Genomic DNA, 12778 nt, shown 5'->3' on the forward strand with positions numbered 1-12778 from the left:
CAATCTTACACATGCAAAATTTCGTCCTCAACGAGCAAATCCTCGCGGCGCAACCGCAGAAAAACCTGAGCTACGGCAATGACGTCTTTTTCGCAATAGGTGATGATACGGTCGATATCCTGATCCACGTAGAAAACATGCGCGACCTGACTGCCGTCAATATCGCCTTTGGAAGAAGGAATGCCGAGCACTTTCGTGAGTAATTTCAGTGAAGTGAAGTGTTTGTAATCGCCGAATTTCCACAATTCCAAAGTGTCTAAATGCTGCACTTCCCATGGTTTTTTGCCGAACAGATTCAACTTCGACGGAATCGCAATCTGGTGAATGATCATGCGTCTTGCGATAAACGGAATGTCGAATTCCTTCGCGTTGTGGCCGCACAAAAGATGCTGTGCTTTGCCGAAATGGTTTTCCATTAAATTAGAGAAATCTTTAAGAATTTTGGGTTCTTCCCCAAAAAATGACGTCACCCTAAAATGGCGGATGTCGCCTTTAAACGTAAAATAACCGACGGAAATGCAAACGATTTTCCCGAATTCTGCCCAGATTCCGGCGCGTTCGTAAAAGTCTTCAGGGGTAAATTCGTCTTTTCGCTGGTATTGGGTTTTGGTTTCCCAAAGCGCTTGCATTTCAGCATCAAGTGTGGTAAAATTTTCTTGTTCCGGAACGGTTTCGATGTCGAGGAACAAAATGTTTTCGAGGTTCAGTTTTTCAATCATGGCGTATATATTTAGTTAAACAATTCTTGGCTTTTACTATTTTCTTTGTGCGAGCATTTTATAAGTTTCATCAATATCGACAAAAAAGTCGTCGCTGTGCGGGCTGCCTTTCGTGCTTCGTTGCGTGAGGTTTCCAAGCCGGACAATAATCAGATCATCCTGAGGAATCACAATCACGTATTGCCCCAAATGACCGCGCATATAAAAGATCTTTTTGTTTTTGTAATCACAGAGCCACCAACCGTAACCATATTCCGGAGAATCTTCGAATCTTGGCATCGTTGATTTGGCGATGAAAGTACTGTCTAAAATTTGTTTCCCATTCCACATTCCGTGTTGTTTATACAGTTTTCCGAAACGCGCAAAATCTCTGGCATTGCTGGCGAAACAACAATACGCTTTGACGATGCCGTCTTTATGGTCGGTTTGCCAGAACGCTTCGTTTTCGGCGCCCATAGGTTCCCAGAAGTTTTCGGCTACGTAATCGGCGAGACTTTTTCCGGTCGCTTTTTCGATACACATCGCTAGAAGTTGGGTATTCCCGCTTAAGTATTTGTAGGATTGGCCGGGTTCATCAACGCCTTTAAGCCCGAGGATGACTTTGTTTAAATCATCGTCAAAATAGGCGCGTGTCGTAATTGAAAATGGGCTGTAATACGATTCGTCCCAATCCAGACCTGAAGCCATCGAAGATAAATCGCCGACAGTCATGCGCGCGGAAGTTCCGTTGTTAAATTCAGAAAAAAAATCAGAAACCCTTTGGTCTAAATTTTTGATTTTGCCCTGCATGATTGCTTTTCCGAGTGAAGCCGACACAATGCTTTTGGCCATCGAGAACGAATTCGATTTGGAGTTTTTTTCATAATCGTCATAATAGCTTTCGTTCCAGACGCTGTCATTTTTGATGATCAGGAACGCGACGGTTCCGAGTTTTTGATGCCATTTTTCGAGTTCAGCAGTAGGTTTTACGGCATTGTAATCTTTGGAAGTCGCCCAAGGTTGCGGCGTATGGCTTTTTGGAATGACACGGTTGTCGAATTCGGTGTAGTCTTTTAGAAATGCAGTGGTGTGGCCGTTGAGGTAAATCGTACGCACGGCTTTGATCAGATAATCTACTTTGAAAAGGTAGAGTAAAGCGATAATCGTGGCGAAGACAATGACCGACCAAAGCAGTAATTTTTTCAAGAATCTCATGTGCGTGTATTTTGCAATAAACGAATTTACGGAAATTCTGAATTGCTTTTTAATTTAAAAACAATTTAAATGAAGATGGAACGCGGATGACACAAATCACGAGGATCTGCACGGATTTTGGTTTCCTTATTGGTTAAAACAAACTTTGTTGTGTCGTTGGGTTTTCATGTTCGAGCAGCCATTTCTTGCGCCACAATCCGCCGGCATATCCGGTAAGCGAGCCGTCGGTTCCGATCACGCGATGGCATGGAACTACAATCCAGAGTGGGTTTTTTCCGTTGGCTGAGGCTACGGCGCGAATCGCTTTGACATCGCCGAGTTTTTTGGTGATGTCCATATACGAAACGGTTTTTCCGAACGGAATTTCGAGTAAGGCGTTCCAGACTTTTTGCTGGAATTCGGTGCCTTGCGGATTTAATTTAAAATCGAAACGGGTGCGTTTTCCGTTGAAATAATCCTGCAGTTGCTTGACGGCTTCTTTTAAATCGTTTGGAATCTTTTCGGTAATTTCTCCTTCTTCTAAGATTGAAATGGAAGCAATACCGTGTTCGTCACCAGAGATTTTGGCGGTTCCGAGCGGGGTTTTGATGAACGCGGTTTCCATGAGGTAAATATAGATTTTTACCGCAAGGTGTACAAAAGTTTAACGCTGGAGCATAAAAGTTTGATTTATTCGATGCCCTAGCCCCGATAGTAACGATATCCTTTTGTTCTGGCGTTCAGAACAAAAGATATAGTGGATAGCGGGAAATAGCTCCTACTTCAAATTCGAATATATATACGCTTCAATGGCTTGCAATTCTTCGTCGCTCATCATTTTCGTGATGGCAAAATTGGTTTTCATGACCTCGTATTGCGAAGGATCGACAATGGGTTTGGCATCGTCTTTTAGAAAACCAACAATACTCGCTTTTTGCGCTTGGTAAGTTTTAGCTATGTCTTGAATGCTTGGACCGATTACTTTTTGATCTTTCAAATGACAAGCGACACAATTGCCCTTGCTTTCGAAGAGTTCTTTGCCCAAAGTTATTGGCGTTTTAGTCGTAGCTTTTCCGAATGGCTCTGCGGATTCCTTCTTGCAAGAAACTACGAGAGCAAGTATAAAAATAAATGCAAGTGGCCTCATATTACGAAATCAATTTAACGACGTCTTTCGCAAAATAACTCGCAATCATATCGGCCCCGGCGCGTTTGATCGCGGTCACTTGTTCCATCATCACCGCGTCGTGGTCGAGCCAGCCTCTTTGCGAAGCGGCTTTGATCATTGCATATTCGCCTGAAACTTGGTATACTGCCACAGGAACTTCAACGGCGTTTTTGATTTCACGCACGATATCGAGATATGAAATTCCGGGTTTCACCATGACGATGTCGGCGCCTTCTTCAATATCCATAAGGGTTTCGCGGATCGCTTCGATGCGGTTGTGGTAATCCATCTGGTAGGTTTTTTTGTCTTTGGGAACATCCTGCAAATCTACCGGCGCACTGTCTAAAGCATCGCGGAACGGGCCGTAATGGGCAGAAGCGTACTTGGCACTGTAGGCTAAAATTCCGGTGTTGATGTAACCGGCATCCTCAAGCGCGTCGCGGATTTCAAGGATTCGGCCGTCCATCATGTCGCTAGGCGCTACGAAATCGGCTCCGGCTTCGGCGTGTGAAACGCTCATTTCGGCAAGAAGCGCTGAAGTGATGTCGTTGGCGATTTGTCCGTTTTCAACCACACCATCGTGTCCAAAAGAAGAAAATGGATCAAGCGCAACGTCGGTCATCACTAACATTCCGGGCGTGGCATTTTTGACAGTTTTGATGGCACGTTGCATCAAGCCATTCGGGTTTAACGCTTCGGTGCCTTTGTTGTCTTTGAGTTTGTCATCGACTTTGACGAATAACAAAACGGATTTCAAGCCAAGCCTCCAAAGTTCTTTGGCTTCTTTTTCAAGGTTGTCGAGGCTGATGCGGAAATAATTCGGCATCGATGGGATTTCTTCCTTTACGCCTTTGCCCTCAACGACAAAAAGCGGTACGATAAAATCGTTTGGAGAAATGATGGTTTCGCGCACTAAAGAGCGAATCGCTTCATTAGTTCTTAGTCTTCTATTTCTGTTTAATGGAAACATATGTTTTAATTTAAAATTTAGAATTCAAAATTCAAAATAATTCCTAAATCCAGTTTATTGGAGTTTCGAGTACTTTAATCAGTTTTTCTTCTGGACTTCCCGGCTCGGGATGATGGTCGTAAACCCATTGCACATGAGGCGGCAGACTCATCAGGATGCTTTCGATGCGGCCGTTGGTTTTGAGCCCGAACAAGGTGCCTTTGTCGTGCACCAAATTGAATTCTACGTACCGACCACGGCGGATTTCCTGCCAGTTTCTTTGTGCTTCGGTGTAAGGCAAATGCTTTCTTTTTTCAACAATCGGAACATACGCTTCAAGAAAACTATCGCCTACTTCTGTGACGAAATTGAACCAATCCTGCATTGACATTGTTTCGCTTGCTTTGCAATAATCGAAGAACAAGCCTCCGATACCGCGCGCTTCATGACGGTGGGCGTTCCAGAAATACTGGTCGCATTGCTTTTTGTATTTCGGGTAAAATTCGGGATTGTGTTGGTCGCAAGCGGTTTTGCAGGTTTGATGGAAATGTATGGCATCTTCTTCAAACAAATAATACGGCGTCAAATCCTGTCCACCGCCAAACCATTGCTGGAGGATGTTGCCTTGGTCGTCGTACATTTCAAAATAGCGCCAGTTCGCATGAACCGTTGGTACCATAGGGTTTTTAGGATGGATAACCAAACTCAATCCGCACGCGAAAAAATCAGCTTCGCCTACGTTGAACATTTTCTGCATCGCTTCGGGCAATTTGCCATGTACGGCTGAAATGTTGACGCCGCCTTTTTCGAAAACCGCCCCGTTTTCTATCACGCGGGTTCTTCCGCCGCCTCCTTCGGAACGTTGCCAAAGGTCTTCACGGAATTTTGCGTGTCCGTCAACCGATTCGAGCCCGGCCACAATCGTGTCCTGCAGTGTTTGTATGTATTGGTAAAAAAGGTCTTTCATGGTCGGTATTCTGATTTCAGTAATCCAAAATAAACAATATCTTCTAAAATGGCTTTTCCGTTTTTGAATTCCTCGCGCAGGATGCCTTCTTTCTGGAATCCTAGTTTGGTGGCGATGCGCTGGCTGGCCACGTTGATTTTTGAAGTGCAGATGTACACTTTATTCATTTCGAGCGTGCCAAAACAAAAAGCGACCGTGTTGGCAACCGCTTTGGAAATGATGCCTTGCCCTTCGAAATCTTTGTCGATGAAATAGGCGAGTTCGCATTTCAGGATCGTTTTGTTGATGTTTTTGACGCACACGTAACCGATCAGTTTTTCCGTTTCGGTGTTGCGCAAATAAAAATGGTAACCGTCTTTTTCGTTTTCTTTGCGTCCGTTTTTTAAGATAAGCTCTTCAGCTTTCTCAAGTGTCGAACAACAACTTACGGTAATCGGGAACGTGTTTTCGACGTGGCTTTTATTGCTTTGCACCAACGCGTAGAATTCTTCGGGAAGAATGTCGTCAATCGTGTCGGTTTTCCAGAGTTCGAATGGCATATTATATTTGTTTTTGCGCGGCGTTGATTTTATTGAAAATATTAAAAGAGAACGTTTTGCTTTCGGTCTGCACAAACTCATAGACCGCAATGGCTTTTTCAGATAACGAAAACCCTTTTTCGGGCAATCTTGACGAAAGCGCCATCAGAAAATCGGCGAACTGTTCTGCGTTGTCCCAATCAAAATTGTTTTTTTGAAGATGCGCCACGAGATTTTCAGGTTTGAACTCCAACAGCGATTGCATATTCAAATTGAGTCCGGCTAATAGTTCATCAATCAGTGCGTTGCCATTTTCGGGAACATAATCGAGCCCGATCAACTTCTTGAGCAGGTTGTTGATGCGCTGGTTTTCTTCGTCCCGGATTTTGAAACTCAATGGCATAATCGTTCTATTTTACGAAGGTTGCGTGAGGGATAGGAGCAAGTACCGTGTACTGCGGATAGCCCGACCCGTAGGGGCACGCCCTAATTTTTATATTCTTTCACGGCATCGATGAACGCTTTGGCGTGGTCGACCGGAATGTTCGGCAAAATGCCATGGCCAAGGTTGACGATGTATTTGTCTTTGCCGAATTCGTCAATCATTTGGTGCACCATTTTTTTGATCGTTGGGATTGGCGACAACAACCTCGACGGATCGAAATTGCCTTGCAAAGTGATGTTTCCGCCTGACAGATAACGGGCATTTCTAGGCGAGCAAGTCCAATCAACGCCTAATGCAGACGCGCGGCTTTTGCCCATTTCGCCGAGTGCGAACCAACAGCCTTTTCCGAACACGATGACGTGCGTTTCGTCGGCCAAAGCTTCTACGATCTGGTTGATGTATTGCCACGAAAATTCCTGATAATCGACCGGTGAGAGCATGCCGCCCCAAGAATCGAAAACCTGCACGGCATTGACGCCGGCTTTTACTTTTTCCTTTAAATATAAAATTGTTGTATCAGTAATTTTTTGCAACAACACATGTGCGGCTTCGGGATGCGTGAAGCAAAATCCTTTGGCGGTGTCGAAACTTTTAGAGCCTTTGCCTTCCACGGCGTAGCAGAAAATCGTCCACGGCGAACCCGCGAAACCAATCAGCGGTACTTCGTCATTGAGCATTTCTTTGGTCAGTTTGATCGCGTCCATCACGTAACCTAAAGTTTCATGAATGTCCGGAACGATCACTTTTTCAACGTCTTGAGGCGTTCGGATTGGGTTGGGTAAAAAAGGCCCGACGCTTTCTTTCATCAACACTTCGATGCCCATCGCTTGCGGCACCACTAAAATATCCGAGAATAAAATGGCGGCATCCGGAGCAATTCTGCGGATCGGTTGCACAGTGATTTCAGCGGCCAATTCCGGGGTTTGGCAACGCGTGAAAAAATCGTATTTGTCGCGTAGGGCGATGAATTCAGGTAAGTATCTTCCGGCCTGACGCATCATCCATACTGGTGGACGCTCGACGGTTTCTCCTTTTAAGGCTTTTAAAAATAAGTCGTTTTTAATCATTTTTTTTGGCTTTAGGCTCTAAGCAATAGGCTTTAGGCTTATGTGTTTCTTAATGGTTTTCTCTTTTACTGTAATATTTGATGCATTGGACAATCACGTTTTCGACAGAAGGCTGCTGGGCGATGACAATGTTGTCGGTATATTTTTCTGCGGCTTCTGCGGTGGTTTGCCCGATACAGAAACACACTTGGTCTGTAATTTTATTTAGTTGTACGTAACTCTCTATTGCCGATGGACTTAAAAACAAAATCCCATCGGGTTTCGAGGTGATTTCCTGTGGCGTGTATACGGTTTCGTAAACCACAATTTCTTCAAATGCAATCTGAGCCAACTGCATCGCTTCGGGCAAAATGTCTTTTCGCAGATTCCCGCTAAAAAACGTGAAGGTTTGCTTTTGGTATTTGTTGCAAATCAGCGAGGCCAATTCCGCCGCATAATCCGCATACACCAGAACGACAAAACCGCTTTCTTCTAGTAATGCTTTCGTTTTCTCCCCGACGCAAAAACAACGTTTGTGCAAAATCTCGGTGTAATCTTTATTCTTAAGAACGCTTTCTACGGCATTTTGGCTGGTGAAAATCAGAAACTCATTGGGTTGACCGATGCTGAAATTTTTATATTCAATGCCGATGAAATCCGCTTCGATGACCGAAAAATCCGCATTCAACAAATACTGCTTGTGGTTGGGTGAAAGCTTTTTGGTCGATAAGATGCGGACTTGTGGCTCCATAGCTTAGTCTTTCGGTTTGAACTGTTTTCTGAGCACTTCCATAATCGCCGCGCCTCCGTTTTCTAAAACTTCCTGAGCGCAGTAATACCCGAGTTTTTTCCATTCCTGAATCGGAACCGATTTTTCAACGGCTACTTTTTCTTTTCCGTCAAGCGATAACAAAACGCCTTTGAATACGATTTCTTCATCATCAATGATTTTTGCAATCGCCCCAATCGGTGCGGTACATCCGCCTTCTAATGTTTTTAAGAATTGTCTTTCGATATGCGTGCAGACTTCGGTTTCAACATCGTTGAGTTCGGAAACGGCATCGAGACAAAAATTATCGTTGCCCATCGCCACCACAACCATCGCGCCTTGAGCCGGTGCGGGAACCATCCAGTCTAAATCTATAAAATTTTCGGGTTTGATATTGATTCTTTCGAGTCCGGCAGCGGCAAACACAGCTCCGTTCCAATCGTTGTCTTTTAATTTTTGCATTCTCGTATTGACATTGCCACGTAAATCTACAACATGATGGTGCGGATAACGGTTCAGCCATTGGGCCTGACGGCGCAGACTTCCCGTAGCAATCGTATTTTCGTTGTGAAAATCAGGATGGCCTTTGTGAACGAGTATATCGAGAATGTTGGCGCGTTCCAAAACGGCGGCCTGCACGATGCCTTGCGGTAAAGCGGTCGGCACGTCTTTCATCGAATGTACGGCAATATCAACCTGACCATTAATCATAGCGATGTCTAAGGTTTTGGTGAAGATGCCGGTGATACCGAGTTCGTATAAAGGTTTGTCAAGTATGATGTCGCCCTGCGATTTGACGGCGATGATGTCGGTTTTGTAGCCTAAATCGTGGAGTTGTTTCTGAACCGTGTGCGCCTGCCAAAGGGCGAGTTCGCTGTCGCGGGTTCCGATGCGTATGGTTTTGCTCATTATTTTGCGACCGTTTCGATTTGAAAAATTTTCTCGATCCATTCGATGCTTTCGTCCACCATCGTGTTGTCGTCTTTGAGGTGGTTTGCGAAATGGTTCGTGATTTTCTGGATGATGCGGTTGCTGATGAGTTCAGCCTGTTCTTCGTCGAAATTGGAGATTTTCTTGCGTTGGAAATTGAGCTCGCCTTCTTTGATCGAATTGAGTTTTTCCTTTAAAGCGTGAATCGTCGGGGCAAATTTTCTGGCTTTCGTCCAGGTTAAAAATTCTTCCTTGATGTCTTCTATAATCGCTTCCGCAGCCGGAATATGGGATTTTCTTTTTTCTAAAGTCTCGTCGGTCATTTGTGATAAATGATCCATGTGGATTAAAGTGACGCCTTCGAGATCCTGAACATTTTCGTGCACATTTTTCGGAATCGACAAATCTAAAATAAGCATTGGTTTTTTGAGATTCAGAATCGCTTTGTCAATCGTTGGGTTTTGAGCGCCAGTGGCAACAACAACAACATCAGCTTTTTGCAATTCGAGGTGCAGTTCGGAATAATCTTTTACAATCAGGTTCAGTTTTCCGGCAAGTTTTTCCGCTTTGTCTTTGGTTCTGTTGATTAAGGTGATGTGTTCGTTTTTGGTGTGTTTGACCAAATTCTCACAAGTGTTTCTTCCGATTTTACCGGTTCCGAAAAGCAGGATGTTCTTGTTTCCGATGTTTTCTACGTTCTTAATGATGTATTGAACAGAAGCAAAAGACACGGATGTAGCGCCTGAACTGATCTCAGTGTCAGTCTTGATTCTTTTGCTCGCCTGAAGCACGGCATTAATGAGACGGTCTAAAAAAGTATTGATGAGGCCGAATGATTTCGATTCGTTAAAACTGGTTTTAATCTGGCTGATAATCTCGAAATCACCCAAAATCTGGCTGTCTAAACCGGTTCCTACACGAAACATGTGGTTGACGGCTTCCTGGTTTTTATAGACAAAACCTACTTGTTGGAAAGCTTCAACGGTGCCGTTACTGTTCTCACAAATCAATTTGATGAGCTGGAAAGGATGCTCTGCGAAACCGTAAATCTCAGTCCTGTTGCAGGTAGAAGTGACGATAAGGCTTTCGATTCCTTCACTTTGGGCCTGCTCGAGCACTCTGGTTTTGGCTTTGGCATCGAGACTGAACGAACCTCTAATCACTGCGTCGGCTTTTTTGTAACTCAGGCCAACGGCATAAAAGTAATGAGGTTTCGGGGCGGTATTGTTTTCCATAAATTTACTTATCGAGAAAGTTCAACAAAATTATCACTATGCTTTTTATAAAAGTAACGCTCAAAGGACTATTTGTAACGCTGCGAGATATTTTAATCCAAATCCTGTATTACCTCGTAAATTCTTATAAATTTGCACTGGAATCAAGCCTTGTGAAATTGCTTATATAGAATTATTCTAAATAGATTTTAAGCGTGATTCAAAAACATATACGAAAAAATATCGCTATGGGTTCTCAGGAAGTAATAACAATTGAAGAAGATTTTACCCTAATCCGTTTTCAAAATGACGATGAGGAAGTTTTTACCGCGGAAAGGCAGATAAAACAAGGGCTGATCCAATTTCATTTTGGCATCAAGGGCAAGGCTAAATTTATATTTAATCAGGGTTCGTACGCCTTAGATTTGAAAGAAGAAAAAGCTTTGCTACTCTACAATCCGCAAAAAGAACTGCCTTTGCATCTTGAAATGGCGCCGCATTCGTGGGTGATTTCGGTGATTGTTTCGATTAAAAAGTTCCATGCCTTGTTTTCCGACGAAGCGAATTATATTCCGTTTCTGACGATTGAAAATAAGGATAAGAAATATTACAGCGAAACCGATATCAGCCCGTCGATGGCGATCGTGCTGAGCCAACTTTTCCATTACAACCTGCATCCGTCGATTAAGAATTTATACTATAAAGGTAAAGGGTACGAATTGCTGAGCCTTTATTTCAACCGTTCCGAAGATCCCGATGCCGAGCAATGCCCGTTTCTGGTGGATGAAGAAAACGTCATGAAAATCCGCAAAGCAAAAGATATCGTGATTGCCAATATGGCCGAACCTCCGGGTTTGCAGGAACTCGCAGACCAAGTCGGGCTCAATCTCAAAAAACTCAAAATGGGTTTCAAACAGATTTATGGCGATACGGTCTACGGATTTCTGTTCGACTACAAAATGGATTTCGCGCGCCGGTTGTTAGACAGCGGTTCGTATAACGTTAATGAAGTCGGACTTAGAATCGGTTACAGTACCGGAAGCCATTTCATTGCCGCCTTCAAAAAGAAATTTGCCACGACACCTAAAAAATACCTGATGTCGATTAACCCAAACACATAAATCAAAGTTCAACAATTGCCAAAAAGTGACACTTCATCATTTGAACAAAAGAAGTTGTTTACTTTTATCGAAATTAAAAAAAGCCAAAATGAAAGGAGTTTTATTAGTCAATCTGGGTTCGCCCGAAAGCCCGACCGCCAAGGATGTCAAGCCTTATTTAGATGAATTTTTAATGGACAAATACGTCATCGATGTGCCGTTCTTATTGCGCGCTTTGCTAGTTCGCGGCATCATTTTGCAGACACGTCCTAAAAAATCTGCAGCAGCTTATGCTAAAATTTGGTGGGAAGAAGGTTCTCCGTTGGTCGTGATTTCTGAAAGAATGACCAAAAAAGTGCGCAACCAAGTTGGTGTTCCGGTAGCTTTGGCGATGCGCTATGGCAAAATGTCGATCTTAAAAGGGTTGCAGGAATTAAAAGACAAAGGCGTCGATGAAGTGATGCTTTTTCCGCTATATCCTCAACATGCGATGGCCTCAACGACCACTATTTTAGTATTAGCAGAGGAATTGCGTCAGCAGCATTTTCCTGAAATGAAATTCACCATTGTACCCGCTTTCTACAACAAACCTGACTACATTAAAGCATTGGCGAATTCCATCAAAAAACATCTCGATACTTTCGAATACGATCATTTGTTGTTTTCCTACCACGGCATTCCCAAACGGCATATTCGCAAAACCGATATTACGAAATCGCATTGTAAAATAGATGGTTCGTGTTGCAATACGCCTTCACCGGCACATGAGTTTTGTTACCGTCATCAATGCTATGAAACCACCAAACAAGTAGTCGCATATTTAGGTATTCCAGAAGGGAAATACAGCCAAACTTTTCAATCGCGGTTGGCAGGTGACAAATGGTTGACACCCTATACGGATGTCGAAGTTAACAAAATGCCCGAAAAAGGAATTAAGAAGTTAGCCGTTGTAACACCCGCTTTTGTTTCCGATTGCCTCGAAACTTTAGAAGAAATCGCCATGGAAGCCAACCATCAATTTAAAGAACATGGTGGTGAGGAATTTATGGCTATTCCGTGTATGAATGATGGTGACGAATGGTGCGCTACTGTGAGCCATTGGATTAATGATTGGGCAAAATAAATTGCTGTAACGAATTCTCGGATGATTATTTATTACTTTTAAAAAAAATTCAGGAACGCGTCAATCAATCAAATGGAACTATACAACTACCTCAAATCGCTGCATTTAATCTTCGTCATTACTTGGTTTGCGGGCTTGTTCTACATCGTGCGGTTGTTTGTATACCAGATTGAAGCTTCCGAAAAACCATCGCCGGAAAAGGAGATCCTGCAAAAGCAATACAAAATCATGACGTACCGCCTGTGGTATATCATCACTTGGCCGTCGGCGGTTTTGGCGAGTTTCTTTGCGTTCTGGATGCTGTTTTTCACGGATTTGGGTAACGCCTGGTTGCAGATGCCTTGGATGCATGTCAAGTTGGGATTTGTATTCCTTTTGTATTTATACCACGGCAAATGCCATCAGATTTATTTGCAGTTGCAGCGCGATGAAGTGAAACACAGCTCGAATTTTATGCGGTTGTGGAATGAAGGCGCTACGATCATTTTGTTCGCCGTCGTTTTTTTAGTGATCTTAAAAAATGCTGTCAACTGGATTTATGGTGTTCTCGGAATCATTTTATTTTCCGTATTGATCATGCTCGGGTTCCGTTTTTATAAGAAAATCCGCGAACGCAATCCATCTTAAATATGGCCGCCAAATTCAAAATGTCGATGC

General features: G+C 43.4%; 15 protein-coding genes. 3 read left to right on the top strand and 12 right to left on the bottom strand.

The annotated features are described in order from the left end of the window. Positions 1-5: 5 nt before the first annotated feature. From Q0058_RS07140 to hemA, 12 genes are all read right to left on the bottom strand, one after another. Entirely contained in the window at positions 6-719 is a 714-nt protein-coding gene (locus Q0058_RS07140) for a 3'-5' exonuclease (RefSeq protein ID WP_298222329.1), read from the bottom strand. 36 nt (positions 720-755) lie between these two features. Then, the gene (locus tag Q0058_RS07145; protein ID WP_298222331.1) at positions 756-1913 is read right to left on the bottom strand and encodes a serine hydrolase; all 1158 of its coding nucleotides are present in this window, start codon (positions 1911-1913) and stop codon (positions 756-758) included. A 133-nt stretch (positions 1914-2046) separates the two neighbouring features. Beyond that, positions 2047-2517 carry a methylated-DNA--[protein]-cysteine S-methyltransferase gene (locus tag Q0058_RS07150; RefSeq protein ID WP_298222333.1) on the bottom strand — a complete coding sequence of 157 codons (471 nt, stop codon included), beginning with the start codon at positions 2515-2517 and terminating at the stop codon, positions 2047-2049. 153 nt (positions 2518-2670) lie between these two features. After that, positions 2671-3039 (bottom strand): c-type cytochrome, encoded by a 369-nt coding sequence (locus tag Q0058_RS07155; RefSeq protein ID WP_298222335.1) that lies wholly within the window; start codon positions 3037-3039, stop codon positions 2671-2673. Position 3040: 1 nt separating this feature from the next. Then, complete coding sequence (gene hemB / locus Q0058_RS07160; protein WP_298222337.1) at positions 3041-4030, bottom strand: porphobilinogen synthase; 990 nt, start codon at positions 4028-4030, stop codon at positions 3041-3043. Between the two features lie 43 nt (positions 4031-4073). Further along, a complete protein-coding gene (gene hemF, locus Q0058_RS07165; RefSeq protein WP_298222341.1) occupies positions 4074-4976 on the bottom strand; it encodes an oxygen-dependent coproporphyrinogen oxidase in 903 nt (300 codons plus the stop codon). Then, positions 4973-5515, bottom strand: a complete 543-nt coding sequence (locus Q0058_RS07170) for a GNAT family protein (protein WP_298222343.1) — start codon at positions 5513-5515, stop codon at positions 4973-4975. The genes hemF and Q0058_RS07170 overlap by 4 nt, the downstream gene beginning before the upstream one ends. Position 5516: 1 nt before the next feature. After that, positions 5517-5897: a hypothetical protein gene (locus Q0058_RS07175; protein WP_298222345.1), complete on the bottom strand. Its 381-nt coding sequence runs from the start codon at positions 5895-5897 to the stop codon at positions 5517-5519. 83 nt (positions 5898-5980) lie between these two features. Beyond that, entirely contained in the window at positions 5981-7006 is a 1026-nt protein-coding gene (gene hemE / locus Q0058_RS07180; protein WP_298222347.1) for a uroporphyrinogen decarboxylase, read from the bottom strand. Between the two features lie 49 nt (positions 7007-7055). Next, positions 7056-7736, bottom strand: a complete 681-nt coding sequence (locus Q0058_RS07185; protein ID WP_298222349.1) for a uroporphyrinogen-III synthase — start codon at positions 7734-7736, stop codon at positions 7056-7058. A 3-nt stretch (positions 7737-7739) separates the two neighbouring features. Beyond that, positions 7740-8666 (bottom strand): hydroxymethylbilane synthase, encoded by a 927-nt coding sequence (gene hemC, locus Q0058_RS07190; RefSeq protein WP_298222525.1) that lies wholly within the window; start codon positions 8664-8666, stop codon positions 7740-7742. Beyond that, complete coding sequence (gene hemA, locus Q0058_RS07195) at positions 8663-9919, bottom strand: glutamyl-tRNA reductase (RefSeq protein ID WP_298222350.1); 1257 nt, start codon at positions 9917-9919, stop codon at positions 8663-8665. Before hemA ends, hemC begins: the two co-directional genes overlap by 4 nt. A 227-nt stretch (positions 9920-10146) precedes the next feature. Between hemA and Q0058_RS07200 the strand changes: the two genes are divergently transcribed. The 3 genes from Q0058_RS07200 to Q0058_RS07210 all read left to right on the top strand — a co-directional run bounded on the left by Q0058_RS07200 (position 10147) and on the right by Q0058_RS07210 (position 12748). Further along, positions 10147-11019 carry an AraC family transcriptional regulator gene (locus tag Q0058_RS07200; protein WP_298222352.1) on the top strand — a complete coding sequence of 291 codons (873 nt, stop codon included), beginning with the start codon at positions 10147-10149 and terminating at the stop codon, positions 11017-11019. 88 nt (positions 11020-11107) lie between these two features. Next, positions 11108-12121 (top strand): ferrochelatase, encoded by a 1014-nt coding sequence (hemH, locus tag Q0058_RS07205; RefSeq protein ID WP_298222354.1) that lies wholly within the window; start codon positions 11108-11110, stop codon positions 12119-12121. A 72-nt stretch (positions 12122-12193) separates the two neighbouring features. Next, entirely contained in the window at positions 12194-12748 is a 555-nt protein-coding gene (locus Q0058_RS07210) for a CopD family protein (RefSeq protein WP_298222356.1), read from the top strand. Positions 12749-12778: the final 30 nt, after the last annotated feature.

It is taken from the genome of Flavobacterium sp. (genome assembly GCF_027484705.1).
Lineage (GTDB): Bacteria > Bacteroidota > Bacteroidia > Flavobacteriales > Flavobacteriaceae > Flavobacterium.